Origin of the sequence: Pseudomonas sp. KBS0707, assembly GCF_005937945.2 — a bacterium.
Lineage (GTDB): Bacteria > Pseudomonadota > Gammaproteobacteria > Pseudomonadales > Pseudomonadaceae > Aquipseudomonas > Aquipseudomonas amygdali.
Genome location: NZ_CP041754.1, coordinates 3,675,972 through 3,702,158, shown reverse-complemented (window position 1 = coordinate 3,702,158; position 26,187 = coordinate 3,675,972). Strand labels below are relative to the sequence as shown.

22 protein-coding genes are annotated in these 26,187 nt (G+C 58.7%); 10 read left to right on the top strand and 12 right to left on the bottom strand.

Features of this window, described 5'->3' with window-relative positions:
* Positions 1–534: 534 nt before the first annotated feature.
* Together FFH21_RS17340 and FFH21_RS17335 are read right to left on the bottom strand one after the other, a co-directional pair.
* Complete coding sequence (locus FFH21_RS17340) at positions 535–1,887, bottom strand: GntP family permease (protein WP_011169029.1); 1,353 nt, start codon at positions 1,885–1,887, stop codon at positions 535–537.
* Between the two features lie 100 nt (positions 1,888–1,987).
* The gene (locus tag FFH21_RS17335; RefSeq protein ID WP_004656996.1) at positions 1,988–2,476 is read right to left on the bottom strand and encodes a gluconokinase; all 489 of its coding nucleotides are present in this window, start codon (positions 2,474–2,476) and stop codon (positions 1,988–1,990) included.
* A 282-nt stretch (positions 2,477–2,758) separates the two neighbouring features.
* Here FFH21_RS17335 and FFH21_RS17330 point away from each other — a divergent pair, with 282 nt between their 5' ends.
* Positions 2,759–3,775, top strand: a complete 1,017-nt coding sequence (locus tag FFH21_RS17330) for a LacI family DNA-binding transcriptional regulator (RefSeq protein WP_004665777.1) — start codon at positions 2,759–2,761, stop codon at positions 3,773–3,775.
* Between the two features lie 328 nt (positions 3,776–4,103).
* Positions 4,104–5,075, top strand: coding sequence for a WD40 repeat domain-containing protein (locus FFH21_RS17325; protein ID WP_002554154.1), 972 nt, complete (start codon positions 4,104–4,106; stop codon positions 5,073–5,075).
* 78 nt (positions 5,076–5,153) lie between these two features.
* On the opposite strand, the gene FFH21_RS17320 is transcribed toward FFH21_RS17325, so the two are convergent.
* Genes FFH21_RS17320 through glcD form a run of 4 tightly spaced genes read right to left on the bottom strand, consistent with a single transcriptional unit; the run spans position 5,154 to position 9,389 of the window.
* On the bottom strand, positions 5,154–5,561 hold the full coding sequence (locus FFH21_RS17320; RefSeq protein ID WP_002554153.1) for a heme-binding protein: 408 nt from the start codon (positions 5,559–5,561) through the stop codon (positions 5,154–5,156).
* Between the two features lie 35 nt (positions 5,562–5,596).
* Positions 5,597–6,829, bottom strand: a complete 1,233-nt coding sequence (glcF, locus tag FFH21_RS17315; RefSeq protein WP_011169028.1) for a glycolate oxidase subunit GlcF — start codon at positions 6,827–6,829, stop codon at positions 5,597–5,599.
* Between the two features lie 2 nt (positions 6,830–6,831).
* Positions 6,832–7,890 (bottom strand): glycolate oxidase subunit GlcE, encoded by a 1,059-nt coding sequence (gene glcE, locus FFH21_RS17310; protein ID WP_011169027.1) that lies wholly within the window; start codon positions 7,888–7,890, stop codon positions 6,832–6,834.
* Positions 7,890–9,389 (bottom strand): glycolate oxidase subunit GlcD, encoded by a 1,500-nt coding sequence (gene glcD, locus FFH21_RS17305; protein WP_011169026.1) that lies wholly within the window; start codon positions 9,387–9,389, stop codon positions 7,890–7,892. Before glcD ends, glcE begins: the two co-directional genes overlap by 1 nt.
* Before the next feature lie 159 nt (positions 9,390–9,548).
* Here glcD and maiA point away from each other — a divergent pair, with 159 nt between their 5' ends.
* Positions 9,549–10,184, top strand: a complete 636-nt coding sequence (maiA, locus tag FFH21_RS17300) for a maleylacetoacetate isomerase (protein WP_004656982.1) — start codon at positions 9,549–9,551, stop codon at positions 10,182–10,184.
* 144 nt (positions 10,185–10,328) lie between these two features.
* A complete protein-coding gene (hppD, locus tag FFH21_RS17295; protein WP_004656979.1) occupies positions 10,329–11,405 on the top strand; it encodes a 4-hydroxyphenylpyruvate dioxygenase in 1,077 nt (358 codons plus the stop codon).
* A 58-nt stretch (positions 11,406–11,463) separates the two neighbouring features.
* On the opposite strand, the gene FFH21_RS17290 is transcribed toward hppD, so the two are convergent.
* Complete coding sequence (locus FFH21_RS17290) at positions 11,464–13,662, bottom strand: bifunctional diguanylate cyclase/phosphodiesterase (RefSeq protein WP_011169025.1); 2,199 nt, start codon at positions 13,660–13,662, stop codon at positions 11,464–11,466.
* A gap of 356 nt (positions 13,663–14,018) precedes the next feature.
* Between FFH21_RS17290 and FFH21_RS17285 the strand changes: the two genes are divergently transcribed.
* Entirely contained in the window at positions 14,019–15,590 is a 1,572-nt protein-coding gene (locus FFH21_RS17285) for a sensor domain-containing diguanylate cyclase (protein WP_011169024.1), read from the top strand.
* Between the two features lies 1 nt (position 15,591).
* On the opposite strand, the gene FFH21_RS17280 is transcribed toward FFH21_RS17285, so the two are convergent.
* Complete coding sequence (locus FFH21_RS17280; RefSeq protein WP_004656974.1) at positions 15,592–16,383, bottom strand: IclR family transcriptional regulator; 792 nt, start codon at positions 16,381–16,383, stop codon at positions 15,592–15,594.
* A gap of 138 nt (positions 16,384–16,521) precedes the next feature.
* Between FFH21_RS17280 and hmgA the strand changes: the two genes are divergently transcribed.
* On the top strand, positions 16,522–17,829 hold the full coding sequence (gene hmgA, locus FFH21_RS17275; RefSeq protein ID WP_004665771.1) for a homogentisate 1,2-dioxygenase: 1,308 nt from the start codon (positions 16,522–16,524) through the stop codon (positions 17,827–17,829).
* The gene (gene fahA / locus FFH21_RS17270; RefSeq protein ID WP_004656969.1) at positions 17,826–19,121 is read left to right on the top strand and encodes a fumarylacetoacetase; all 1,296 of its coding nucleotides are present in this window, start codon (positions 17,826–17,828) and stop codon (positions 19,119–19,121) included. The genes hmgA and fahA overlap by 4 nt, the downstream gene beginning before the upstream one ends.
* 18 nt (positions 19,122–19,139) lie before the next feature.
* Here fahA and FFH21_RS17265 read toward each other — a convergent pair whose 3' ends face one another.
* The gene (locus tag FFH21_RS17265; RefSeq protein ID WP_004656967.1) at positions 19,140–19,754 is read right to left on the bottom strand and encodes a TetR/AcrR family transcriptional regulator; all 615 of its coding nucleotides are present in this window, start codon (positions 19,752–19,754) and stop codon (positions 19,140–19,142) included.
* Positions 19,755–19,948: 194 nt separating this feature from the next.
* Here FFH21_RS17265 and FFH21_RS17260 point away from each other — a divergent pair, with 194 nt between their 5' ends.
* The 3 genes from FFH21_RS17260 to FFH21_RS17250 all read left to right on the top strand — a co-directional run bounded on the left by FFH21_RS17260 (position 19,949) and on the right by FFH21_RS17250 (position 23,395).
* The gene (locus tag FFH21_RS17260; RefSeq protein WP_011169023.1) at positions 19,949–21,052 is read left to right on the top strand and encodes an MBL fold metallo-hydrolase; all 1,104 of its coding nucleotides are present in this window, start codon (positions 19,949–19,951) and stop codon (positions 21,050–21,052) included.
* A gap of 112 nt (positions 21,053–21,164) precedes the next feature.
* On the top strand, positions 21,165–22,391 hold the full coding sequence (locus tag FFH21_RS17255; protein WP_011169022.1) for a cyanate transporter: 1,227 nt from the start codon (positions 21,165–21,167) through the stop codon (positions 22,389–22,391).
* Between the two features lie 68 nt (positions 22,392–22,459).
* Positions 22,460–23,395: a LysR family transcriptional regulator gene (locus FFH21_RS17250; protein ID WP_011169021.1), complete on the top strand. Its 936-nt coding sequence runs from the start codon at positions 22,460–22,462 to the stop codon at positions 23,393–23,395.
* Between the two features lie 7 nt (positions 23,396–23,402).
* Here FFH21_RS17250 and FFH21_RS17245 read toward each other — a convergent pair whose 3' ends face one another.
* The 3 genes from FFH21_RS17245 to FFH21_RS17235 form a co-directional block, all read right to left on the bottom strand.
* A complete protein-coding gene (locus FFH21_RS17245) occupies positions 23,403–23,552 on the bottom strand; it encodes a hypothetical protein (RefSeq protein ID WP_004656957.1) in 150 nt (49 codons plus the stop codon).
* Between the two features lie 126 nt (positions 23,553–23,678).
* Positions 23,679–24,356 (bottom strand): type 1 glutamine amidotransferase domain-containing protein, encoded by a 678-nt coding sequence (locus FFH21_RS17240; protein ID WP_004656955.1) that lies wholly within the window; start codon positions 24,354–24,356, stop codon positions 23,679–23,681.
* 163 nt (positions 24,357–24,519) lie between these two features.
* Entirely contained in the window at positions 24,520–25,737 is a 1,218-nt protein-coding gene (locus FFH21_RS17235; RefSeq protein ID WP_011169020.1) for an aldose 1-epimerase family protein, read from the bottom strand.
* Positions 25,738–26,187: the final 450 nt, after the last annotated feature.

Genomic DNA, 26,187 nt, shown 5'->3' with positions numbered 1-26,187 from the left:
GAAAACGCCTCTCTCAAGAGGCTGGCGTTTGCCTTTGCGTGGTGATTGTTGCCGAGTGCATCCAAATGCATCCGTCTTATGACGTCACATGGGTGAATTAAATTCCCTCGGTTCATTTTCTTGTCATCGAGATTTGCATCTGCGATACGACGAGCGCGCCAATTCTGCCCGTTTCGACGTGAAAATGCCCGTATTTACTGGCGTCATGTAAAAAGTATCGTGAACTGCTGCACGCTGTGAGGTCGTCATCGTCTCACTCGACGAGGCGGGATAAGCTCATCTCGGCATGAGTGTAAGCGTAGGCATGACTTTGCGAGATTGCTCGGACTTTCTGAAAATTCAGTTGAAAGTGTCGAACGAGGATGTAGGAAAGGGCTGCCGGGTCGCCATCGCTACTACGCTCAGGCTTGTTGACGCTATCAGGGACACTGGGTGGCCGATCCGGAGTGCGCGCTGTGGCGCAGAGATGCGATGTACAGCAAGGCGTTGGCCTTCGCGGGTTTCATTGCCCGCAAAGGCCCTGCCGGAATGGGCTTAAAGCGCGATCGACAGCAACATGATGAAGATCAGGCCGACCACCGAAAGGATGGTTTCCATCACCGTCCAGGTCTTGAAGGTTTCGGCAACCGTCATGTTGAAGTACTGCTTCACCAGCCAGAAACCGGCATCGTTGACGTGCGAGAGGATCAACGAGCCGGCACCGGTTGCCAGCACCAGCAGCTCGCGGTTGACGCCAGGAATCAGGCCGACCACGGGTGCCACGATCCCTGCGCCGGTGATGGTTGCCACGGTAGCCGAACCGGTTGCAATACGGATGACGGCAGCCACCAGCCAGGCCAGCATGATCGGGTTGATCTGAGCCTGCACAGCCATGTGTCCGATCACGTCGCCCACGCCGCTGGCGACCAGCATTTGCTTGAAGCCACCGCCTGCACCCACGATCAGAACGATTGCGGCAACCGGTGCCAGGCTCTGGTCCAGTAGTTTCATGATTTTTGTACGGTCAAAGCCACGCGCCGCACCAAAGGTGTAAAACGCCAGCAAAAGCGCTGCGAGGAGGGCGCTGATCGGGTGACCGATCAGGTCCATCCAGATGCGGAACATGTTGTTTTCCGGCAACACCACGTCGGCAAAGGTCTTGAGCAGCATCAGGAAGACCGGCAGCAGAATGGTCACCAGCGTGATACCGAAGCCTGGCAGGTTCTCAGTGCTCGACTCTTTGGCAATCTGATCCATCAGTTCCTTTGAAGGAGTGCCAGGGATGCTTTTTGAAATCCAGCTACCGAAGATCGGGCCAGCGATGATGGCCGTCGGCAGTGCAACGATCAGTCCGTAGAAAATGGTCTTGCCAATGTCAGCACCGAAAATGCCGATGGCCAGCAACGGACCCGGATGTGGCGGAACCAGGCCGTGCACGGCTGACAGGCCTGCCAGCAATGGAATGCCGATCTTGACGATGGATACGCCGGTACGACGGGCAACAATGAACACCAACGGGATCAGCAACACAAAGCCGATCTCGAAGAACAGCGGGATGCCCACCAGAAAGGCCGAGAACATCATTGCCCAGTGCACTTTCTGCTTGCCGAAGGTGCGTATCAACGTTTGCGCAATCTGGTCCGCGCCGCCCGAGTCCGCCATCAGCTTGCCGAGCATGGTGCCCAGGCCGAGGATGATACCGACGAACCCCAGTACGCCGCCGAAGCCGTCCTGAAACGATTTCATGACTTTTTCAACCGGCATTCCCGAGGTCAGGCCAAGAAAGCCTGCCGCCAGGGTCAGCGCGACGAAAGGGTGTACCTTGAAGGTGGTGATCAACAGTACAAGGCCGACGATGGTCACCAGCGCATCGACGAGCAGGAACGTCTCATGGGTCATACCGAACATGGGTGTTTCTCCGGTTTATTGTTTTAAGGAGCTGTTAACAGCGCCGACGTTAATATCGTGTGTACGCAAGACAGCGCTGTCTTCTGCGCTCACGCCTTTATCAGGCGTGGGAGTCTTTCCACCATGCTGCGGCTTGTTTACCGATGACATCGATAGGCTGCGATGCGTCGACGATCAACGTCAGCGGCTCGCCGTAAGGCGGCTCGAGGGTTGCGAACTGGCTGTCCACCAGACTGGCGGGCATGAAATGCCCCGGCCGGTGCGAGCAACGTTCGGCGGCAAGTTCCTTGGTAAGTTCCAGGAAAACAAAACCCAGGCCGGGTACGGCATCGCGCAGACGCTGGCGATAGATAAGCTTGAGTGAGGAGCAGGTCAGCACAGGGTGCTCACCGTTTGCCAGGGCAGCAGCCATCTCTTCGCCCAGGCGGGTCAGCCAGCCGGCCCGGTCGTCATCATTGAGAGGGGTTCCGGCGCTCATTTTTTCGATATTGGCGGGAGGGTGGAACGCATCGCCTTCGATCAGGCGACCGCCGCTGTTGCGGGCGATCTCGGCACCGACGGCGCTTTTGCCGCAGCCAGAGACACCCATTACCACAAGGGCGGAAATAGCAGTATTCGCAGTTGTCACAGTAGGCACCTCATCTGGAGACAGCGCTGTCTTTGTCCGGTGGACATCAGGCTCAGCCCGGGCTGTTCCAGTTTTTGTCGTTGTTTTGGGCTCATCAATAAGCATTGGAGGCTGTTCTCCGCGGCGACCCTGACCGGGCGACCCATGTGAAACCAGCGATAAAGCATTGTCACCTTCCATGAGACAGCGCTACCTTATGGGGCATTCGACACATTTGGCAACCCCTATGTTAGTTGGCAACGCATGATCCGCATTGGTTCCCGCTCTACTGGTCGCCCTACGCTCAATGAGGTGGCGAGGCTTGCTGCCGTGTCGCCGATCACGGCCTCCCGGGCGCTGCGCGGCGTTACCACTGTTGCGCCGGAGCTGGCGGAAAAGGTCCGCGCTGCGGCACAGACCCTGGGCTATGTCGCAAATTCTGCAGCCAGGGCGCTGGCCTCTTCCTGCAGCCAGACCGTCGTTGTGCTGGTGCCTTCACTTTCCAACCAGTTGTTTATCGAGACGCTGGAGGCCATTCAGGACGTGTTGCGCATCCGTGGTCTGGACGTGGTGATCGGCAACTATCACTACTCACCCGATGAGGAAGAGAAACTGCTGCGCAACCATCTGGTTAATCGTCCGCGCGGTATTCTGCTGACCGGTTTCGATCACACCGCAGCGTCGCGCCAGATGCTTGAGACCAGCGGCGTACCTTGCGTACACATGATGGAGCTCGATACGCGACTGGGTACCTATTGCGTCGGCTTCTCGCAACAGCAGGCCGGGGCAGAAGCCGCACGCCATCTGCTGGGGCGTGGGCGTCGTCGATTGGCTTACATGGCCGCTCAGCTCGACCCTCGCGTATTGCAGCGCGGGGCCGGGTTTCGCCAAGTGCTGGAAGACGCCGGGCTGTTCGACCCCGAGCTGCAGGTCTCGACGCCTCAGTCGTCCTCGATTGGCCTGGGTGGTGAGTTGTTTGCCCGCCTGCTGGAGCAACATCCGGATGTCGACGGAGTTTTCTTCTGCAATGACGACCTGGCGCAGGGCGCTGCCCTTGAGGCTTTGCGTCTGGGCGTCGCCATTCCCGAACGCGTATCGCTGGTGGGCTTTAACGACCTGCCCGGTTCTGCCCACATGGTGCCGCGCCTGACCTCGATACGCACGCCCAGGGAGGAAGTCGGGCAGCGTGCTGCACAGGTGCTGCTGGGCCTGCTCGACGGGGTCACGCAGCATTCGCAGGTGGATCTGGGGTTTGAGCTGGTGGTACGGGAAAGCTCCTGAGTATTGAGTAAGGCCATCCCTGCATGCTTCCTCCCTGGCCATCACGCTGACCAGTGGTCGTTGCGCTCCGGGCTTTCCCGGCGCTGGGCTGGAGTGCCCGACGGCCCTGTCCTGCAACGCTGCTGATACCCTCATTCGGACGGTTTCGGTGCGTCTGGACTGTTATTTCTGACAGTACCCATCCCCTCGTGTTGAGTATTCAATGACCTTACGTTTTTGGATCGGAGCGGCATAAGTGTCTTGGCCGCATCGTTGGATGACGGGGATATATCTTCTTATCTATTCCCCGTCCTGGCGGTCTTACAAGACCTATTGAAGGGTGAGAGAAATGCAAAAAAAAGCATCTCAAAACGTTAGAGCTCTGACTCACATCGCAGACCCGGTCGGTTCAGGAGTCCCTCTGGACATCGCATGGTTGACTGGCATTATCCCGCTGGGCTTTGTACCCGCTGAGATCGTTATCAGTCCCGATGAAACTACGCTGTATGTCGCTCATGAGAGCGGCCGCGAAGTCAGCGTGGTCGACATCGCCAGTGCAAGCGTGGTCGGCAGTATCAAGCGGGCAGGCGCGGGTGCGATTACCCTGAGCCCCGATGGGAAACGGCTTTACACCATTGGTCAGAAGAGGTGCTACGTGGTGGACACGCGCTTGCGCGAGGTCATCAGGATACTTCCGGCTGCCAACGTCAACCGCATCCTGTGCAGCCCGGATGGCCGGTTTATCTGCCTGTCCTTTCAGAATGCGCTTGGCGGGCTGATCCGCCTGATCGAGACCGAGAACTACACGGTCGAAAACGAGTTTGATCTGGGTGCCCTGACCAATGCGTCGCTGGCCCTCGGGATCAGCCCCCTGAATGACCGGTTTTACGCAACGATGCTGGTCGACCGGACGGCACCCACCGATGTTCTTGCAATCAGCAGGGTGGATTACCTGCAGCATGATATTCCCGGGTTTTCAGATCCGCGGTCGATGGCCTTCAGTTCCGATGGCGCCTGGCTGTATGTGGGCGGAATCGACGAGGTGTACATTATCGATGCCGCCACCAACAAAATGTTTTATCGGGAGAAGATAGGTACCCAGGGCTATCCGGTAAAAGTCATAGGCGTCACGCCGGATGAGCGCTATGTGTATGCGATCTACACCTGCAATTACGACGTCTACCGGATCGACACTGTGAAGGGAATCGCCACCTGTATCGCCTATTTTCCTTCGGTGGGCGGCGCAGTACTCAACAGGACCGGTACGTATATCTACTCCTCCCACCCGGACATGAGCTGGATTTCGATCTACAGGCTGTAGTTGCGCCTGCCAAACCTGCCACGGCGGATGACGCAGGCGCAGTGGCCGGTTGTATATAGTCATCGGCGGCTTGCGCTGTCAGTCGGCATTCAGCGCCGCGATGCCGGCCTTGGCCACTTGTGCATCCTGCTCGGCCTTGACGCCGGAAACACCCACCGCGCCAATCACCTGACCGTCGACGATGACCGGAACGCCGCCTTCCAGCGAGGTCAACAGCGGGGCGCTGAGAAATGCCGTACGCCCGCCGTTGACCATTTCTTCGTAACCTTTGGACTCACGTTTGCCGAGTGCCGAGGTACGGGCTTTTTCGATCGAGATATAGCTGCTGATCGGCGACGCGTCGTCCAGTCGTTCGAATGCGAGCAGATGGCCGCCGTCATCAACGACCGCGATGGCCACAGCCCAGCCATTGGCCTGGGCCTCGTCGCGTGCGGCACCGAGCATCAGGCTCACTTCGGTTTGGGTAAGGACGGCTTTGATTTTCATGGGTTGCTCCGGAGCAGTGGTTATTGGATAGGAGTTCAGCGAGATTCTGGAGTGCCAAGCGCTTCATCAATCAGCTCGATCCAGTGCCGTACCGAAGTTCGGTTGGCGCTGGCCAGGTGAGTCTGACAACCGATATTGGCGGTGGCGATGACCTGAGGTTTGCCGCTTTCCAGCGCGTTCATGCGGTTGTCGCGCAATTGACGGGCCAAGGCCGGCTGAGTGATTGAATAGGTCCCGGCAGAGCCGCAGCATAAATGGCCGTCCGGCACCTGGGTCAGGTTGAAGCCTAGACGAGTCAGTACGCGTTCCACTTCACCACCGAGTTTCTGTGCGTGCTGCAAGGTGCATGGGCAGTGGAACGCCAGTCGCGTGTCGACCTTGATGCCCAGGGTTTCCAGCGGCTCGTCACGCAGTACTTCGACCAGATCCTTTGTGCACGCACTGATGCGCTCGGCCTTGTCTGCATAGGCTGGGTCGTGGCGCAGCAAATGGCCGTAGTCCTTGACGAATGCACCGCAACCGCTGGCCGTCTGGATGAGGGTTTCGGCACCGCCTTCGAGCGCGGTCCACCAGACGTCGATGTTGCGCCGCGCCCGTTTCAGACCTGCCTCCTGTGCATTCAGATGGTAATCCACGGCGCCGCAGCATCCGGCCTTGCTGACCGCAGTAATACCGATGCCCAGACGATCAAGCACGCGTGCCGTGGCAGCGTTGGTATTAGGTGACAGACCTGGCTGCACGCAGCCATCAAGCAGCAGCGCCTGACGCGCATGACGAGTGGTCGGCCGCAGCCCGGCAGCATGGACTGTTGCAGGCAGTTTGGTTGCCAGTGTCTGCGGCAACAAGGGCCTGAACTTCATGCCCATTCCGGTCAGCAAACGGAACAATCCGGCATTGGGAATTACCTGGCGCAGGCCTTCACGCAGCAACCGCTGGCCAAGCGGGCGGGGCACCAGGGCCTCAACCGCTGCACGGCCGATGTCCAGCAGGTTGTGATAATCCACGCCGGACGGGCAGGTGGTTTCGCAGTTGCGGCAGCTCAGGCAGCGGTCCAGGTGCAAGCGGGTTTTTTCGGTGACTTGCTGGCCTTCGAGCACCTGTTTGATCAGGTAGATCCTGCCGCGCGGGCCGTCCAGCTCATCACCCAACAGTTGATAGGTCGGGCAGGTGGCATTGCAGAAACCGCAATGCACGCAACTGCGCAGGATGTGTTCGGCCTCTTCGGCGCGGGGCAGGGTTCTGGCGTGTTCACTCAATGTGGTCTGCATGCTTAAAACTCCGCGTACAGTCGGCCGGGGTTGAAAATGCCCTGCGGGTCGAGCCGGGCCTTGAGGGCCTGGTGGTAACGCAGTACAGGTGCGGTCAGCGGCTGGAACGGGTTGTCGACAACGCCCTGGCTGTAGCAGGTTGCATGCCCGCCAGCCGCCGTGGTGATCGCTCGAATGGTTTCGCCGTCTGCGTCGGATTTCAGCCAGCGTTGTGCGCCGCCCCAGTCGAGCAGTTGCTCGCCTGGCAGTTCCAGTACGGCGCTTTGGGCAGGTACGCAGAGCCGCCATAAAGGTCGCGGGTCCAGAAAAAAGGGCAGACGCTGCTCATTCAACTGCTGCCAGTAAGCGCCATCGAACACTTCGCCACCAAGCCTCTCATGGGCTGCTGCCACCGAGCCTTCGCCGCCCTCAAGACGCAGGCGCAGCACTTGACCGTCGTGGCTGGCTGCGCTGATGGGCATAGGTTGCTGACCCCATTCAGCGAGGCGGGCCAAGGCTTGCGAGCTGTCCATCTGCAACGCGATGCTGCTGCACAGACGCGGTTTGGGCAGCACCTTGAGCGACACCTCGGTCAGCACCCCAAGGCAGCCGAAACTGCCTGCCATCAGGCGTGAAACGTCATAGCCTGCAACGTTTTTCATGACTTCGCCGCCAAAGCGCAGATGCTTGCCGAGGCCGGTGATGACCCGGGTGCCCAGCACGAAATCACGCACCGACCCGCTCCAGGGGCGGCGCGGGCCCGACAGTCCTGCGGCGACCATGCCGCCGAGCGTTGCGCAGCCAAAATCGGGCGGTTCACAGGGCAGCATCTGGCCTGCGGCGTCCAGCACCTGCATCAGCTCGCTCAGCGGCGTACCGGCGCGGACGGTGATCACCAGTTCTGTCGGGTCGTAACTGACGATGCCACGGTGTTCGCGGGTATCGAGCACCTCACCTGTTGTCTCACGTCCAAGCAAGGCCTTGCTGTTGCCACCCTGAATACGCAACGGCGTGCTCTCCCGTAGCGCTTGATCGACCCGTTCGAGCAGAGCCTGGCTGACGTCTTTGTCCATCTCGCTCATCAGAAGCGCTCCAGTTCGGGAAACGGCAATTGCCCGGCATGAATATGCATGGCACCGAATTCCGCGCAGCGATGCAGGGTCGGGATGTTCTTGCCGGGATTGAGCAGGCCGCTGGCGTCGAATGCGGCCTTGATGGCATGGAAAAAAGTCAGTTCGTCACTGTTGAACTGCGCGCACATCTGGTTGATCTTCTCGCGACCGACACCGTGCTCGCCGGTGATGCTGCCGCCGACCTCGACGCACAGCTCAAGGATCTTGCCGCCCAGCGCCTCGGCGCGCTCCAGCTCACCCGGCTGATTGGCATCGAACAGGATCAGCGGGTGCATGTTGCCATCGCCAGCATGGAACACATTTGCCACGCGCAGGCCGTACTGAGCTGACAACTCCTTGATGCTGCGCAATACCCCTGGCAACTCGCGTCGCGGGATAGTGCCGTCCATGCAGTAGTAATCCGGTGACAGACGGCCCACGGCGGGGAAGGCGTTCTTGCGCCCAGCCCAGAAGCGCACCCGTTCGGCCTCGTCTTTCGCCTGACGCACTTCGGTTGCGCCAGCCAGTGTCAATACCTCGCGAACCCGTTCGCAATCGGCATGTACATCGGCTTCGACCCCGTCCAGCTCGCAAAGCAGGATGGCTTCTGCATCAACCGGATAGCCTGCGTGAATGAAATCCTCGGCGGCACGAATCGCCAGATTGTCCATCATCTCCAGCCCGCCGGGGATGATGCCTGCGGCAATGATATCGGCCACCGCACCGCCGGCTTTTTCCACGGAATCGAACGCCGCCAGCAGCACTTTGGCCACTTGCGGCCTGGGCAACAGCTTGACCGTGACTTCGGTAATGACACCGAGCATGCCTTCGGAGCCGGTAAACAGTGCCAGCAAGTCGAAGCCCGGTGAGTCCAGCGTGTCGCTGCCCAGGGTCATTGGCTCGCCTTCGACGGTCAGTATCTCAACCTTGAGCAGGTTGTGTACGGTCAGTCCGTATTTGAGGCAATGCACGCCGCCTGCATTTTCTGCCACGTTGCCGCCGATGGAACAGGCGATTTGCGAGGAAGGGTCGGGTGCGTAATACAGACCGTGGGGTGCTGCTGCCTGGGAAATGGCCAGGTTGCGTACGCCGGGCTGGACCCGCGCCAGACGAGCAGCCGGATCAATAGCGAGGATCTGATTGAAGCGCGCCATCACCAGCAGCACGCCTTTCTCCAGTGGCAGTGCGCCACCCGACAACCCGGTGCCCGCGCCGCGAGCGACCACCGGCACGCGATGCGCATGGCACAGTTTGAGCAGCGTCTGCACTTCTTCGACATGGCGTGGCAGCACCACCAGCATCGGCGTGGTGCGATAGGCCGATAACCCGTCGCACTCGTAGGGCCGAAGCTCTTCGGCGCGGTGCAGAATGTCCAGGTCGGGCAGTTGGCGTCGTAGCTCGTGCAGCAATTGTTGCTTGTCGACTGCGGGCAGCGCGCTGTCGATGCGTTCGTCATAAAGAATATTCATGCAGGCACCCAGCGTTGTTTTTATCGGGTTAATGCATCCTAGCTCATTCAGCACAAGGCTTGAGTTGACAGCGTCAGGCGGATCGCGCAATTTACGCATTACGTAATGTTGTTACGAAAATAATAAACACAGCACCCGTGCGTCAGGCAGGCGACTTCCTTGGACCTATTCAGTTACTACCGCTCGACTTCAAGTTACCGTGTGCGTATTGCGCTGGCCCTCAAAGGGCTGGATTACACCGCGATCCCGGTCAACCTGCTGCTTGATGGCGGCGAGCAGCGCACACCCGGCTACAAGGCGGTCAACCCTCAGGGCAGGGTGCCTGCATTGAGGCTGGACGATGGCGTGGTCATCACCCAGTCACTGGCGATCATTGAATACCTGGAAGAGTGCTACCCGCAGCCTGCGTTACTGGCGCAGGATGCTGTTCTGCGTGCGCGCCAGCGGGCCGTTGCGGCGCTGGTCGGCTGTGACATTCACCCCTTGCACAACGTTTCGGTGCTCAACCGGTTACGCGGTCTGGGTCACGACGAACCCGCTATTCTGAGCTGGATCGAGCACTGGATCGGCGAAGGTTTGCAGGCCGTCGAGCAGTTGATCGAAAAGGATGGTTTCTGTTTTGGTACGAGCCCCGGCCTTGCGGACATTTACCTGTTACCACAGCTGTATGCAGCCCATCGCTACAACGTCCAACTGAGTGCATACCCGCGTATCCAGCGGGTCGAGCGTCTGGCCATGCAACATCCGGCCTTTCAACAGGCACACCCTGATGCACAATCGGACAAGCCGGAGTAGGCTGCCCTCATGAAGATTCTTGGTCTGCAACTGATATTCGGTGATTTTCTCGCGCGCAGCGTGCGAGGGATCCCGTGTGCGCCGCCCGCAGGACAGTGATTGCGCTGGTTTAACCACTCTCACTTTTCCTGCAAGGAGCCAGTCATGGCTGATCTCTACGAAAACCCCATGGGCCTGATGGGCTTTGAATTCATCGAATTCGCGTCACCGACCCCCAACAGCCTGGAGCCTGTGTTTCAGATGATGGGTTTCACCAAAGTCGCAACCCATCGCTCCAAGGACGTGACCCTGTATCGTCAGGGCGCGATCAACCTGATCCTCAACAACGAGCCGCACAGTCTGGCCTCATACTTTGCCGCCGAACATGGCCCTTCGGTGTGCGGCATGGCGTTCCGCGTGAAAGACGCGCAAAAGGCCTACAACCGGGCACTTGAACTGGGCGCACAACCGCTGGAAATCGCCACCGGCCCCATGGAATTGCGCTTGCCCGCCATCAAGGGCATCGGTGGCGCGCCGCTGTACCTGATCGACCGTTTCGGTGAAGGCACCTCGATTTACGACATCGACTTCAACTTCATCGAAGGCGTTGATCGCCACCCGGTCGGTGCCGGCCTTAAATTCATCGATCACCTGACCCACAACGTGTATCGCGGGCGCATGGCGTACTGGGCAGGGTTCTATGAAAAGCTGTTCAACTTCCGCGAGCTGCGCTATTTCGACATCAAGGGCGAATACACCGGTCTGACCTCAAAGGCCATGACCGCCCCGGATGGCATGATCCGCATTCCCCTGAACGAAGAGTCGTCCAAGGGCGCCGGGCAGATCGAAGAGTTTCTGATGCAGTTCAACGGCGAAGGCATTCAGCATGTAGCGTTCTTTACCGATGACCTGATCAAGACCTGGGACGCGCTGAAGACAACCGGCATGCGTTTCATGACGGCGCCGCCGGATACTTACTACGAAATGCTTCAGGGAAGACTGCCCGATCACGGTGAGCCGGAGGCCGAGCTCAAGTCACGCGGTATTCTGCTCGATGGCTTTTCCGAAGGCGGCGAGCGTCGCTTGCTGTTGCAGATATTCTCCGCAACGCTGATGGGCCCGGTGTTTTTCGAATTCATTCAGCGCAAGGGCGACGACGGGTTTGGCGAAGGCAACTTCAAGGCGCTGTTCGAATCCATCGAGCGTGACCAGATACAGCGTGGCGTACTGACGCCGGATTGAGCGATAACCGGAAGTGTCCGCCTTGCGATCAGACGAGCCTGCTCAGGCTCGTTCTGAGTCATTTGTGCTTGAGCACGTCAGCCTGCCGATTGAGAGACGAGATATAACGCTCGGTAAATTCATGCGCTGGCATGGGACGACCATACAAATAGCCCTGACCCTCGTCGCACACATAATGGCGCATCAGACTTTCCTGCTCGCGGGTTTCTATGCCTTCTGCCGTGACCTGGAGATTGAAGCCGTTCGCCAGCCTGATAACGGCCTCAATGATGACTTCGTCTTTCTTGCTGCGCTCCACGCCACTTACGAATGAGCGGTCAATTTTCAGCCGTGTCACCGGATAGTCTTTCAGCAGGCTCAGGGACGCATAGCCGGTACCGAAATCGTCGAATGCAATGCCCACACCCAATGAGCGAAGGTGGCGCAACGGTTCCATAATGCGTTGTTCGTTTCGCAGGATGATGTTTTCCGTGATCTCCAGCTCGAGTGAGTGTGCCGGCAAGGAAAAGTCTTCAAGCGCACTTTCAACCATTTCGGCAAAGTCACGCATGCGAAACTGAGCGGCGAACAGATTGACGCCGATGCGAAATTCGTCACAGCCGGTGTTTCGCCATTGCGCTGCCTGCTCACAAGCTGAGCGCAGGATCCATTCGCCCACCGGTACCGCGAGAAGACCCGCTTCCAGTGCAGGTAGAAAAACCGCCGGAGACACCACACCCAGTGTCGGATGGTTCCAGCGTATAAGGGCTTCGGCTCCGGTAATACGACCGTCCGCAAGTCGTACCTGAGGCTGGTAGTACAGCTCGAACTCTTTGTTGGCCCACGCCTGACGCATCGATGAGCTGAGCGCGCCTCTTCTTGACGCGGTCTGTCGATGCTCGGAGGTGAAGGTGCGAACAAGGGAGCGTCCGTCAGACTTGGCCTGGTAGAGCGCCAGATCCGCATTGCCGAGCATTTGCTCCTCGTCGTAGTCGGAGCCGGACCTTACGGAGACGCCGATGCTGGCACCGATATAGATTGAATTGTCTTCAAACTCAATCGGTTCCTCGATGACCGCTATGAGCGCCAGGCCCAGCCTGGTTGCGTTGTCAGGGTCTGCCGTGTCTGACAGGAACACGACAAACTCATCGCCGCCCAGACGGGCGACCATATGGCAGGCCGGTACGTGTTCGCGAAGACGCTGAGAGGTCACCTTGAGCACAAAATCACCCGCAGCGTGGCCCAGCGTGTCGTTGACGTCCTTGAAACCGTCCAGATCGATCAGCAGGATAGCTGCTGGCAGCTGCGCATCGCACGCCTCCTTGATCCGCCTTTTGAGTGTCGATCGATTGGCAAGCCCGGTCAGATGATCGTATTCAGCCGCATGCTTGAGTAATTTGTCCGCCTCGACACGCTGGGTGACGTCACGAATGATCGCCCCGAATTGTGGCTCGCCGGCATACGTCCATTGTGAGAGCGAAAGCTCGATCGGGATTGTATGACCGTCGCGATGTATGGCCGTCAGGTTAATGGATTTTCCGATAATGAATGTAGGGCCGCCTGACGCCACCCTCGACAAACCTGCATGATGCCTGGAGCGCATTTCGGGCGGAATAATAATGTCGAGAGGCTTTCCCATGGCGTCCTCGGATCGATGCCCGAAAATGAGCTCGGCCGAGTTGTTCCATGAGATGATCCGGTTTTTGCTGTCCGAGCAGATAATCGCGTCGGGTGAAGTCGAGGTGATATTCATGAAGCGGGCGTGGCTGTCTTCATTCTCAAGCGCAAGCCGACGCAACTCCATTCTTTCGATGACTATGACCGCCAGATCCTGAAGAACCAATTGATCTCGCTGCGAGAAAGTCTCCCGAGGTTTATTGTCGATCAGGCACAGGCTGCCCAGCACATGACCGCTGGCGGTTATCAGCGGCGCCCCGGCATAAAAGCGAATATAGGGAGCGCCTACTACCAAGGCATTTGAGCTGAACCTCTCATCCTGCAATGCATCAGGCACCAGAAAAACGTTACGGCCCATGAGCGCAAAATTACAGAATGAGACGTCACGGCCCGTTTCGCAGACATCGAGGCCGATACGCGCCTTGAAGAATTGCCGATCGCGATGAACCAGCGAAATCAGCACAATGGGCACATCGAAAATCCGCGATGCCATTTGCACGATCTGATCGTATTCGTGCTCAGGTGGGGTATCCATCAACGAAAAAGCATTCAAAATCCGAATACGCTCTTCGTCGTCATCGCCGACTGGGTAAGTACTCATTTGAGGTCATCGCTATAAGCTGATCGCGCCTGAAACGCGAAGCGATCGATGTACAATGCCGCTGTGCCGGCATCGGTGAAAACACCCTGCCAACACGCGCTTGCGCCATGCCGGAAAAGCAAAGTTCGATACATTGCAGCACCTCTCACAGTAGTGTATCGGTAGCTGTCTCTAGCAGCCTAGAAGCTGTATCGTCAAAAAACCGAATACTTGTAATGACTTCTTGAGCAACTAGCCTGCGGGGCATTCATTCAACTAAGCCCCGCGTGACCTCGGTGTAACAACGTGTTCGGGTTAGTGGCGCTAAGGTATGGAAACTGCATGCCGGGGTTCACTGCCAATTTGATGACAACCCTATGAAACGGCTTTCCTTTATTTCGACGAGGCTTACACCTTCGGCGCTCAGCAAAGCGTTGATCGGCTTCATTGCCCTGGTTTGTCTATCGCTGGCCCTGGCTACCGTCTGGCAGATGAACCAGTCGAAGCTCGAGCGCGCGGCCACCGCCAGGATTGCGGTGTCCAATATCGTGCTTGCCGCTGAGCAGCAGGCTCAGGACACCCTGCAACAGGCTGACAATACGCTGCGTGACCTTGTCGAGCGTGTGGAACAGGACGGGGTCGCAGGCCAGCAGCAAAGCCGCTTGACCAGGCTGATGGCTCAAGACCTGATAAACGTCAAAGGGCTTCAGGGGTTGTTCATCTACGATGCTCAGGGCAACTGGGTCGCCAATTCCTTTGCCAACGGCGTGCACACCAGAAACAACGAAGACCGCGATTACTTCATTTACCATCGCGATAACCCTGACCCGTCCATTCATGTAGGGTCTATCGTAGAAAGCCGTAATACCGGGGATATGGTCATCCCGGTCAGTCGGCGTATCAATGCTGCGGATGGCAGTTTTGCTGGCGTTGCACTGGCCACCGTACCGGTGGCTTATTTCCAGGCTTTTTTCCAGCGCATGGATGTAGACGACAAGGGGGTGATCTTTCTCGCTCTGAACAATGGCGACCTGCTGGCGCGGCGCCCCACATTAACCGCACTGATGACCACCAATGTCGCCAAGGGCGATATCTTCACTCGCTATCTGCCCTACAGCGACAGCGGCACCGCGTTGATCAACTCCGTGGTGGACGGGGTGGAAAGGATCTACGCCTATCGGCGGGTGTCCGGGTTGCCGATCGTCGCCGCTGCAGGCGTCTCCTGTCAGCATGTGTTCGCGCCCTGGTGGGCCTACGCACGCCGGTCCATGACCATCACCGGCATTATTATCCTTGCGCTGGTTTTGCTTGGCGTCCTGCTGTACCGGCAAATCCAGCAGTTGATCAATGCGGAAGGTGAACTGAACATCGCCAGGAACGAGCTGGAGATCATCGCTCACACGGACAGCCTCACGCACCTGGCCAATCGACGCTGCTTCGATGCGGCCTTGCAGCAGGAGTGGGGGCGGGCGAGCCGGAATACTGCAACTATCGCAATCATTCTGCTGGATATTGACTGGTTCAAACAATACAACGACACCTACGGTCATCTGCAGGGAGACGACTGCCTGAAGCAAGTGGCTGGGCTCATAGGCAACAGTCTTGACCGGGCTGGGGATATCGCGGCACGTTACGGCGGCGAAGAGTTTGTCATTCTGCTGCCTGAAACCGACCTGGCAGGGGCGCTGAAGATCGCGGAAAAAATCAGATCATCCGTTGAAACCAATCGTATAGAGCACTCGGCCAGCCCGCTGGGCAAACTGACCATCAGCTCGGGCGTGGTGTCGATCAACGCAGCAGAGAAGGATGGACATACCGCCGCGTTGGCGGAAGGGGATCGGCTGCTTTACCTGGCCAAAACCAGAGGGCGTAACCGCGTCGAAGGTCGGCTGATTCACGGCTGGCATGGAGTGAGCCATTTTGCCTGGGTATCAACCGCCTCTTCCTGAGTCAGTTTGACGGACGGCTACCGCCCATACGCTCGCTGATGGCCTGCGCCGTTTGCAAAAGCCGCCTGGCCGCCAGATTCTGCGTCTCGTCGTTCAACACCGATCCCGGCCCGACCACGGTGATCACGCCTACCAGCTTGTTGCCCATGGCGAACAGCGGCGAAGAGGCGGCGTTTATGCCCGGCATCAGCAAGCCCTGAATCTGGTGGACGCCCGTCGTACGGATCTGCTCGATATGCAGCTTGACGTCGCGCAACTGGTCAGCACTCAGCAAAGGCACTTCCTGCTCGCGAAGCGCAGCGGTTTCGCGCTCGTTCAGAAAGCTGTCGAATACCAGGCCGGTAGACGAGCCGAGCAACGGCAGCACCGAGCCGATTTGCGTCACCAGCGTCACTGCGCCCATCGACGCTTCGACATACACCACGGTCGGCCCTTTGTTGCCCCATACCGCCAGGAAGCACGTCTGGTTCAGTTCATCACGCAGGCTGGCCAGCCACGGCGCCGATACTTTCAGCACGTCCAGTTTGCCGAGTGAGGCCAGCCCGACCAGCAACGCTTCGCGCCCCAGCCCGTAGTGATTGTTGACAGCATCCTGCTCGGCAAAGCCACTGGCAATCAGCGCTTGTAGATAACGATGAACCTTGCTGGCAGGCATGCCCAGATGCTCGGCCAGTTTCGACAGGGAAGTGGAGGGCGACAGATCGGCCAGCGCCTTGAGCACGCCCAGCCCAACTTCGGCGGCCTGAACCTTTTGCTGACGTCCGCCTGTCGGGCTTTCGATGTCCTGAGTCATGGGTGCTGTGCGCCGATCGGGAAAGGCAGCTTTATAGCTTGACCGGCTGGCAAACTCAAATTACGTTATGCGTAATCGTTTCACGTTAAATGATGTTTCACTCGTCTCTGCCCGACCCCATAACAACAAGAGGTCCAGATGGCTATCCACTCCCGTTCCGACGCATTGGCTTATCAGTCGGGCTTTGGCAACCAGTTCAGCAGCGAGGCGCTGCCCGGAGCATTGCCGATTGGCCAGAACTCTCCGCAGAAGCACCCGCTGGGGCTTTATGCCGAGCAGTTCTCGGGTACTGCCTTCACGGTCGCGCGCAGCGAAGCCCGGCGTACCTGGTTGTATCGCATCAAACCTTCGGCGGCCCATCCGCGTTACCAACGCATGGGTCGGCAGATCGCCGGTCAGGAGCAGGGCCCGATCAACCCCAACCGGCTGCGCTGGAACGCCTTCGATATCCCCGCAGAGCCTGTCGATTTCATTGACGGCCTGATCCCTTTGGCGAGTACCTCGGCGGCGGATCAGGCAGACGGTGTGAGCGTCTACGTATACGCAGCCAACACTTCGATGCAGCGTGCGTTTTTCAGCGCCGATGGCGAATGGTTGATTGTGCCGCAACAGGGGCGACTCAGAATCATCACCGAATTAGGTCTGCTGGACATCGAGCCGCTGGAAATCGCCGTCTTGCCGCGAGGCATGAAGTTTCGCGTGCAACTGCTCGACAGCAGCGCCCGCGGTTACATCTGCGAGAACCACGGTTGCGCCTTGCGCCTTCCTGAGCTTGGTCCGATCGGCAGTAACGGGCTGGCCAATCCACGTGATTTTCTGACGCCAGTGGCCTGGTTTGAAGACAATCAGCAACCGGTGGAGCTGGTGCAGAAGTTCCTTGGTGAACTGTGGTCGACACACCTGGAGCATTCACCCTTTGATGTGGTGGGCTGGCACGGTAACAACGTTGCGTACAAGTATGATCTGCGGCGTTTCAACACCATCGGTACGGTCAGTTACGATCACCCGGACCCATCGATTTTCACTGTGTTGACTTCACCAGGTGCCGCCCACGGCCAGGCCAATATCGATTTCGTTATATTCCCGCCGCGCTGGATGGTGGCGGAAAATACCTTTCGCCCGCCGTGGTTCCACCGCAACCTGATGAACGAATTCATGGGCCTGATCGATGGCGCTTACGACGCCAAGGCTGAAGGCTTCATGCCCGGGGGCGCCTCGCTGCACAACTGCATGAGCGCGCACGGCCCGGATAATGTCACGGCAGAAAAGGCCATTGCTGCCGAGCTGAAACCGCACAAAATCGAAAACACCATGGCCTTCATGTTCGAGACCGGCAAGGTATTGCGTCCCAGCCGCCACGCGCTCGGCTGCCCGCAACTGCAAGCCGATTACGATGCCTGCTGGAACGACATGACCAGGACATTCAACAAGGAACCGCGCCGATGACTGGCTCTCTCAATCGTCGTAGCTGGGTGGCATCGGCCAACGAGCACGCTGATTTTCCGTTGCAGAACCTGCCGCTGGGTGTGTTCAGCCATGGCACTACCGGCCCGCGTGGTGGCGTGGCGATTGGCGATCTGATTGTCGATCTGCGCGCAGCAACAGCCGCGGGGGTTTTTCACGGGCAGGCCGCTGAAGCTGCCGAAGTGGCCAGCCGTGACCAGCTCAACGATTTCTTTGCACTGGGCGCTCCAGCACGTCAGGCATTGCGCAGCGCATTGCTGCAACTGCTGGATGCGGACAACCCGCAACGTGACAGTATGCAGGCCGTTGCAGGTTTGCTGCTGCCGATGAGCGAGTGCAGCCTGCACATGCCGGCGCGGGTAGGTGATTATTCTGACTTCTACGTTGGTATTCACCATGCGCTGAACGTCGGAAAGCTGTTCCGTCCGGACAATCCGCTGCTGCCCAACTACAAATATGTGCCGATTGGCTACCACGGCCGGGCATCGACCCTCTGTACATCCGGTACGCCGGTCCGGCGGCCCAATGGGCAGACCCTTGCGCCGGGTCAGGACGTTCCCGTTTTCGGTCCCTGCAAACGCCTGGATTACGAACTGGAGCTGGGTGTGTGGATCGGGCCGGGGAATGCGCAGGGCGATGCCATCGCGATTGACCGCGCCGCGGAGCACATCGCCGGTTTTTGCCTGCTCAACGACTGGTCGGCGCGTGACATTCAAGCGTGGGAGTACCAGCCGCTGGGACCGTTTCTGTCCAAGAGCTTTGCCACGACGATCTCGCCCTGGGTGGTAACCGCCGAAGCGCTGATACCCTTCCGCAGCGCTCAGCCAGCACGTCCGGAGGGCGATCCTCAGCCGCTGCCGTACTTGCTTGATCAGAATGATCAGCAGGGTGGCGCGCTGGACATCGAGCTGGAAGTGCTGCTGCTGACCGCGCAGATGAAGGCCGAGGGGCTGGAGCCTTTCCGGTTGGGTCTGAGCAACTCGCTGAACATGTACTGGACCGTGGCGCAGATGGTCGCGCACCACAGCGTCAACGGTTGCAAGCTGCAACCGGGCGACCTGCTTGGCACCGGTACGCTGTCCGGCCCTCAGACAGGTCAGTACGGCAGCCTGCTGGAGATGACCGCAGGCGGCAAGCAGTCAGTGGCGTTACCCAACGGTGAAAAACGCATATTCCTGGAAGCTGGCGACGAGGTCATCCTGCGTGCCCGTTGTCATCGGGAAGGGCAGGTGTCGATTGGCTTTGGCGAGTGCCGGGGCGTAGTACTCGACTGAAAAACCGGATCAGAAGCCTCAGGGAGTCACTTCGTACCAGCCCAGAAACATGTTCAACGCCGACTCGATCACATCACTTTGCTCCTGAGAGTTGAGCAGTGCGGCATTGAAGGTTACCTGTGGCCAGAATGCGAACGACTTGAGCAACGCGTGCATCTGCGTCGCTGCAAAACCGGGGTCGACAGGCTTCAGGCGACCGCCTTTCTGGGCCGCCCGGATCCACGCGCTGAAGGTTTCTTCGCGCTCATTGATACGGGCCATCCACACTTGAGCACGCTCGGGCGAGTGAATGGTCGCGCCCACCACGACACGCGCCAGATCGAGAAAGTTACTGTTGGTGAGGTTGCGCATCTTGCCCCACAGCAGGTCTCGAAGTTGCTCGCGCAGACTGACATTGGGGTGATAAATCACTTCCGATTGCGGCGGGGCACAGCTCCACAGACGCTGCAGCATCTCGGCGAACAGCTCTTCCTTGCTGGGGAAATGGTTGTAGACCGTGCGTTTGGACACCTCGGCCCGAGCAGCGATGCGGTCCATGCTGGTGACCTCGAAACCACGATCGCCAAATTCGGCAATAGCTGCCTGGACGATGGATTCGCGTTTCTGATCGGTGAGGCGCATGGGTGCGGTCATAGGTTCGCTTCAAACGGACGTTTAGAGAAAGTTACACTCAGCAGTTTACTTGTTGCCAAGAATCATGCAAGCTTAAAACTACACCGTGTAGTGTAAAACACTGTTACATATCTTTCATCGAGCATCCTGCAACGGGATCACGTACAAAGTATGCACGGCTGGAGCCTCAACCTGTTCCCAGGAGTCAGCAAACCATGGCCTCGACACATCAGAAAAAGGATGCTTCTTCACTGCCTGTCCTGTCCCGTCATGAGGGGCGATATCGGAATCACGCGACGATGAAACCGGCGAGTCTGCTGCGAACGCTCCGCATTTTCTGGGATCAGGCATTCAATAAGCCCAAGGACACGCGCCCCGCAGGCGAAATTCCGGTGCAGCCGCTGTCGCGTCAGCAGTTGCTGGCAGCGCCCAACAACACGGTGTATCGCCTCGGGCATTCGACGGTCCTGCTCAAATTACGCGACCAGTTCTGGCTGACTGATCCCGTGTTTGCCGAGCGCGCGTCGCCGGTGCAGTGGGCGGGGCCGCAGCGCTTTCATCAGCCGCCGATCAGCCTCGAAGATTTGCCACCGATCAAGGCAGTGATTCTTTCGCACAACCACTACGACCATCTGGATCGTATGGCGATCAAGGCGCTGACCGACAAGACCGAGCATTTTCTGGCACCACTTGGTGTAGGCGATACGCTGATTGAATGGGGCGTACCCGCGCACAAGGTCCGCCAACTGGACTGGTGGCAGTCCACCGAAGTGGCGGGCATCGAGTTCGTCGCTACGCCTTCGCAGCATTTTTCCGGGCGTACGCTGCTCGACAGCAACCGTACCCTGTGGGCGTCCTGGGTGATAATCGACGGCGATCAGCGGATCTTTTTCAGTGGCGACAGCGGCTATTTCGATGGCTTCAAGACCATCGGCGAGCAATACGGACCGTTTGACCTGACACTGATGGAAACCGGGGCCTATAACGTCGAATGGCCGCATGTGCACATGCAACCCGAGCAGACGCTGCAGGCGCATCTGGACCTGCGTGGTCGCTGGTTGCTGCCGATTCACAACGGCACCTTCGACCTGTCGATGCACGCCTGGCACGAACCGTTCGATCGCATCCTGGCGCTGGCCTGGGAGCAGAATGTTTCGATCACCACGCCGGTGATGGGCCAGCCGTTCTATGTGCAATACCCGTGTCGCGGTTTGACATGGTGGCTGGGCGTCGATGAAGTTGCCGAGCCTGAACCCGAGCCCGAGCCCGAGCAGCACGGCCGAGTAACGAACTGCAAATGTCCTCGGCAGAATGCCTGAAACTGCCCGCGCCATTGCTGAACTGATTTTTAAATAGCAGCACCCAGATTTTGATTTGTCATATGAGCACGCGCCCGGCCTAATCCTGATCATCGAAAGTAATGGTGACGGTATGCAGGTGCGTAGCTCGGCGGTTCGGAATATGGGGTTGATGGTCAGTATCGTACTGGTGGCGCTCAACCTGCGCCCATCGATGGCGGCGGTCGGTCCGTTGCTTGCGGCGATTCGCCTGGAGGTGCCGCTGGGCTTCGGGATGGCGTCATTGCTGACCATGCTGCCGATCATGGCCATGGGGCTGGCGATGTTTTTCGGCATCGGCATCGCGCGTTACCTGGGGACGCATCGCAGCATCCTGCTTTCACTGGTGCTTATCGGCCTGGCAACCCTGGCGCGTCTGGTTCTCGATTCTGCTGTCGAACTGATTTTCAGTGCTGTGCTGGCAGGTCTTGGCATTGCCTTGATTCAGGCGCTGATGCCCGCATTGATCAAATCGCGTTTCAAGGCCAACGTCTCATTGTGCATGGGCCTGTACGTAACCGCGATCATGGGCGGCGCGGCCCTTGCCGCATCATTCAGCCCATTGGTGATGAGCAGCAGCGGCAGTTGGCGCGCTGGTCTGGCGGTGTGGTCGCTTCTGGCACTGTTGGCAGTGTGCGTCTGGTTCGCCCAGCGGCGCGTGTTACAGGTCGACACTTCAAACGCTGCCGGGCCCCGGCAGGCTTTTTTCCGTATACCTCGGGCCTGGATGCTGGGAGTTTTCTTCGGCCTCGGTACTGCGTCCTATACCTGCGTACTGGCCTGGCTTGCGCCTTATTACCTGGAGAACGGCTGGAGCGAGCAGGATGCCGGTCTGTTGCTGGGCTTTCTGACCCTGATGGAGGTCGTATCGGGTCTGCTGGTTCCGGCGCTGGCTAACCGCAGTCGCGATAAACGCGTAGCGCTGGCGGTGCTGCTGGTGTTGATGATGATCGGTTTTGCCGGGCTGATTCTGCTGCCGCAGCGGCTGGGCCTGCTGTGGACCTGTTTGCTGGGGTTGGGGATCGGCGGTTTGTTTCCGATGAGCCTGATTGTGTCTATGGACCATGCCGATGATCCTCGACAGGCAGGCGGCCTGACCGCATTCGTGCAGGGCGTGGGTTATCTGATTGCCAGCCTGTCGCCGCTGTTTGCCGGAATAATCCGCGACCTGACGGGCAGCTTTGCAGGCGCATGGTGGTCACTAATTGCGTTGGTCGCGATCATGCTGTTGATGGTGGTGCGACTCGATCCCCGATGCTATGCTGAGCACCTGCGCAGCGCCGGCGTCAAACCGGTCATTATTGGCGAGGGGGCGGCATGATTGCATTTTGATGCTATCTTGTCCGCGTGGACCTGATCGTCCGGTCGCAGCGCCAGCGAGATGCCTCAATGCTCAACAGTAATGCCCTGAGAAAGCTGGACATGCAGGACCTGATGGTCTTTGTCTCGGTGTATGAACAGCGCAACCTGACCCTGGTCGCAGATGCGCTGCATGTCAGTCAGTCAACGGTTAGCTACTGCCTGAAAAAGCTGCGCGCCAACTTCGAAGACGATCTGTTTATCTGCACCCGCAATGGCATGCGTCCGACCCGCAAGGCATTGGCCATGCACGCCCATGTGCAGCAGATTCTCGAGTCGGCCAATTTGTGTCACGACGGCCTGGGCCTGTTTGATCCGATCCACAGGCAAACCACCTTCACGGTATGTGCCCCCGAGTATTTCGAGCTACTGGTATTGCCGCACCTGATGCGCGACTTTGTCGCCGCTGGCTTTTCGGTAACGGTCAATGTGCAGAAGCTTGAGAAGCAGTTACCCGCCGAGCAATTGAACGATGGTCGTTTTGACCTCGCCCTGTGCTTCGGACCGGGCTTTCACCGAGTCCCGGACAGCCTGGTTTCACAAGTGTTGCTCGAAGATGACCTGGTCTGCGTCATGGACGCCCGATTCGCGCCGCTCAGCGCCCTGATCGACATTCAGACCTTCATCGGGCATCGCCATGTGTACCCGACGCCATGGACGTCCGGCACCAACATGGTCGATGGCTGGCTGCAACGTCAGGGGCTGGAGCGCAACATTGTCGCGCGCGCGAACAGTTACCGCGCGGCGTTGCAATTGCTCGAGGGAACAGATTTCATTCTGGTGCTGCCAAGGCGCATTCAGACCCTGCTGGGCAATGAGCCATGGATTGCCGTGTTCGAGCTGCCGCCGGATCTGCCTGGTTTCAGTCTGGACATGCTGTGGAGCGCCCAGGCCGATCAGGACGAGGCCAGTGGCTGGCTGCGTGAGCAAGTCGTGAAGGTCTGCGCCGAGCGCGGTCTGCTCTGACGCGTGGTCAGTTGCCAGACTTGTCTTTCTGCGGATCTGGCGAAGTACCAGGCCGCGGTTGCTCGCCCTGTTGATTGAGCTGTTTGTTCTTCTCGCCCACCTTGCCGGCGTTTTCCGGTTTGTGCTCGAGGTCTTCGCGTTTGGATTCATCTGCCATGACCGTATTCCTTTTTGTCGGGGGATGTGGTTATTGGTCAGTGTGGCGGGTGCAAGATTCGATTTAAATGACGCGCGGTTCATTGTCCGGTGCTGTTAGTGTCGGACGCTGAACCGCGCACATCGATCAGCTCAACAGAGTGATCAGGTCTTTGGCCGCCTGCGCAGAGCTGGCCGGGTTCTGGCCAGTCACCAGCTTGCCATCGGTCAGCACGTAGACGCCCCAGTCCTCGCCCTTGGAGTAGTCACCGCCTAGTTCCTTGAGCGTGTCTTCAACCAGGAAAGGCACGACATTGGTCAGGCCAACGGCCTCTTCTTCGCCATTGGTGAAGCCGGTGACGCGGCGGCCCTTGACCAGCGGTTGACCGTCCGACGCTTTTACGTGACGCAATACGCCGGGTGCGTGGCAGACCATTCCATGCGGCTTGTCTGCCTTGGCAAAGGCCTCGATCAGCGCGATGGAGTCCTTGTCTTCAGCCAGGTCCCACAGCGGGCCGTGACCGCCCGGGTAGAACACGGCATCGAAATCGGCCGCATTGACGCCAGACAGAAGGCCCGTATTGGCGAGCGCTTTCTGCGCATCGGCATCTTTGGAGAAGCGCTTGGTGTCGTCGGTCTGAGCGTCAGGCTCATCGCTTTTCGGGTCCAGCGGTGGTTGACCGCCTTTCGGAGAGACCAGCGTAACGTCGGCCCCGGCCTCTTTGAATGCGTAATACGGAGCGACGAACTCTTCGAGCCAGAAACCGGTTTTCTTGCCGGTGTCGCCCAGTTGGTCATGGGATGTCAAAACCATCAGGATTTTCATGTGCATGCTCGTCTTCGAAGGGTGAGAGGGTGTAGACAGGCGAAACCCTCAAGTGTTGTGAGAATTTTTTACCTCAGGAACAAGCAGGGCCGGATGTCGACACAATGGCTTGCGTCGACATCCGGCCCTGTTTCACCGCTGCGTTTAAAACGTCGGATGAGGATCATTGCTCCTTGGTCAGATCCACCAGCGGCTCTTTGCGCACCTCAGTCTCGCGACCGTCCTGAATGCTCTTGACCTGGCCAAGCGCCTTGTCGACCGCGCCCTTGTCAGCCAGCAGGCTGTAGCTGATCTGGAACTGACGTTGCTCTTTGGGCGCTATGGTCGGTACCAGATTCAGCGGGCGCTGGAAACGGCGGTTGTACGAGAAGCTGGTGCCCGGTTCCAGCCCGGTCACGTAACCCTGACCTTTGGTGTCAGTGTTTTTCCACAGTGAGAACACCGGCAACTGCCTGGTATTGAAACCGACCGACACACCCAGGTTGCCCGCCTTGTTGTGCAGCACGGTCAGCGTATCGCCCTTGGCATCGCCATAAGGCACGACGTTGTAGACCGTTTCGTCGTAATCCGGCGTCGGCGCACGGTAGGTCTGCCAATCGCCCAGATCACCCTTGGCTTTCTCGTTGAACGGTGAAACCTGCTTGACCGGTGCTTCGAAGCGCGCCCCTTGCTCAAGGAACGGTGTGCTGAAGTTACTGTGGTACAGCGCCTGGTATTCTTTCTGATAATCGCCATTGTTGGTCAGCGTATCGTTGAGCGAAAAGCTCGTGCTGCCTGGCTCGGTGACCAGTTCGGTTTGCACTGAAAAGTCGACCTTCTTGAACGCCTGCTCCTTCAATTCACCCTTTAGGCGGATCGCGTAAGGCGGCTTTTCGTCGATCTGCAGCGTCACTTTGCTGGCCGGAATGTTGGCAGCGCGACCGTGCAGGGTCAGCAGTTCGCCATTGTCCATGCCCGGGTGGCCCACCCACTCGTATCCGCAACGGGTCACCAGTTCGTTGAAACCCTCCAGCCAGCCCAGCCCGCCGCGGCCATTGAGTTCGATAAACGCCGGATTGACCACATCCTTGACTGGCGAATCCCAACCCATGCGTACATCACCCACCGACGCCTGCAGCACGTTCATGCCGCGGGTAGGCACCACTGAAATCTTCATTGTGCCGTTATCGATATCAATGATGCTCACGCCTTCCTGACGACCGCCGTGCAGGGTTCGCATCGTGACAGTGAACGGCTTGTCGGTCTTGACGCCCAGTTGCTGACTGGTGATCTGCTGATTCTGCGCAGCCTTGTCGGTATCGAGCAGCACGTAATCCCAGGCAAACACACTGGAAGCGGCTGTGAGGGCACCGAGGCCCACGAGCAGGGGAAGGGATTTCATGGTGGTGGTCCTTCTGTAATTATTGGAATTATGGTGCTGCATATCGTTTGAACAGCTATTTAACGCCTAGTTAATTGATTCAGCAATGGGCCGAGTCCAGGCAAAGCGCTTTTCAATCACGATGGCACTGACGACGCAGAGTGCGACGTTAGTGACGGCTGAGTCCTGGCGCTGATCCGGGGGTAGCCTGGCAGGACGCCAGGCTAGCCGCACCGGGCCATGGATGGCCCGTTGCGGCGACCCCCGGATCAGTGACAGGGCGAAGGAACCCGACGAAGTCGGGCCGGAAACAGGAGCGGGGACTTTGCCTACTTTGGTCCCTCAAAGTAAGGCGCCGTAAGGGCGCAAAGGTGACCTGAGCCGAACCTCAATCCACCTGAAATAACAGAACCGCCGTATGACGCAGAGCGTCACGAACTGCATTCCCAAACGGTGCGTGAGGAACGAGGG